Genomic DNA, 1,634 nt, shown 5'->3' with positions numbered 1-1,634 from the left:
GGCGGCGGGCCGGCCCGCCGAACCGCGGCGGACCAGCAACCGCAGGTCGCGCACCAGCACCTCGGCGCCGTGCCCGTCCGAGGCGAGGTGGCACAGGGCGAGCACGGCGTGGGTGATCCGCCCGCCGCAGCGCACCGCGCCGAACCGCACGGGCCACTCCCCCGTGTAGTCGAAGCGCCGCCCGGTGAGGCCGGCCAGCAGTTCCTCGGCGGCCTGCCCGGTGCGGTCGGGGTCGGGCTCGTCACGCACCTCGACGCCGATCTCCCCGTCCGCGAAGAGGAGTTGGCCGGGCTCGCCGTCCTCCCCGACGGCGAGCCGGGTGCGCAGCGCCTCGTGCCGGCCGAGCAGCGCGGCGACGGCGCCCGCGAGCCGGGGCTCGTCGACGGGCGTGCCGCGGTCGGCGAGCGGGAGGATCCGGCCGAGGTTGAAGTAGTGGTCGTTGGGCGCGGTGCGGCCGATGGCGTGCCAGATGGCGCGCTGGCCCCAGGTGAGCGGGGCGCGCCCGGACCGGGTACCGGTGAAGGGGACGGTGAGGCCGGGGCGTACGGCGGTGGTCGCTCCGTTCATCCGGCGTGCTCGTGCAGGCGGGTGGCGAGGGCGGTGAGGCCGTCGGCGTGCAGGGCGGGGTCGCCGAGGTCGATCAGCACCTCGAACTCCTCCTCCAGGCTGTCGGCGAGCCGCAGCAGGGCGAGCGAGGAGACGCCGAGGACGGTCAACGAATCCTCCGAGGCGAGGAGTTCGGCGACGGTGAGCTGCCCGTCGGTGGCGGCGGAGACCAGCTCGGCGAGGCGGCCGCGCACGGCCACGAAACCAGCGGCGGGATCGGTGGAGGTGGTCATCGGGCGCCCCCACCGGTCTGCTCGGCGAGGCGGCTGCGCAGGCTGAGCGGGCGGATGTCCGGCCAGACGCGGTCGACGTGGGCGCCGCACTCCTCCTCGGTGCCGGCGAACCCCTCGGCGCGCCAGCCGGCGGGGATCGGGGCGGCGGCGGGCCAGAGGGCGTGCTGCTCCTCGTCGTTGACGACCACCAGGTACGGGGCTCGGGTGCTCACGGGGTTCACTCCTGACGCAGGTCGGATACGGCGGCGGCGACGCCGCGGGCGGTGGGGGTGTCGAAGAAGACGTCCAACGGGACGGCGACGCCGAGTTGTTGGCGGATCCTGGCGGCGATCGCGGTGATCAGCAGCGAGTGGCCGCCGAGGTCGAAGAAGTCCTCGTCGGGGCCGAGGTCGTCCAGCCGCAGCACCTCGCGCCAGATGGCGAGCACGGCGGCGGCGGTGGCGTCGGGCTCCGCGCCGTCCTCCTCGCCGATGTCGGCCGACTCCACGCGCTCGACGGCCGGTTCGGGCAGGGCGGCGCGGTCCAGCTTGCCGTTGGGCGTGAGCGGGAAGGCGCCGAGGACGGTGTACGCGCCCGGCAGGACGGCGGCCGGCAGGGTGGCCGCGAGGTGCGCGCGCAGTTCCTCGGGCGTGGGCGCGCCCGGCCCGGCGGGGACGACGTAGGCGGCGAGGCGGCGGTCGCCGTCGGGCCCGTACAGGGTGGCGGCGGCCTGGGCGACGGCGGGGTGCTCGGCCAGCCGGGCCTCGATCTCGCCGAGTTCGATCCGGTGGCCGCGCAGCTTGACCTGGGTGTCGG

4 protein-coding genes are annotated in these 1,634 nt (G+C 76.4%); all 4 read right to left on the bottom strand.

What is annotated here, in order from left to right; translation table 11 throughout:
• Positions 1–567 (bottom strand): condensation domain-containing protein (locus ABD308_RS04285; RefSeq protein ID WP_344325748.1); only part of this gene is annotated, 567 nt, incomplete at its 3' end.
• Complete coding sequence (locus ABD308_RS04280; protein WP_344325745.1) at positions 564–839, bottom strand: acyl carrier protein; 276 nt, start codon at positions 837–839, stop codon at positions 564–566. The genes ABD308_RS04280 and ABD308_RS04285, both read right to left, overlap by 4 nt.
• On the bottom strand, positions 836–1,051 hold the full coding sequence (locus ABD308_RS04275; protein ID WP_344325742.1) for an MbtH family protein: 216 nt from the start codon (positions 1,049–1,051) through the stop codon (positions 836–838). Before ABD308_RS04275 ends, ABD308_RS04280 begins: the two co-directional genes overlap by 4 nt.
• A 5-nt stretch (positions 1,052–1,056) precedes the next feature.
• On the bottom strand, positions 1,057–1,634 hold a 578-nt coding region (locus ABD308_RS04270), incomplete at its 5' end, for a phosphopantetheine-binding protein (protein ID WP_344325739.1).

This window comes from Kitasatospora putterlickiae (assembly GCF_039527695.1).
Classification (GTDB): Bacteria; Actinomycetota; Actinomycetes; order Streptomycetales; family Streptomycetaceae; genus Kitasatospora; species Kitasatospora putterlickiae.
This window is presented reverse-complemented; position numbering and strand designations above follow the sequence as displayed.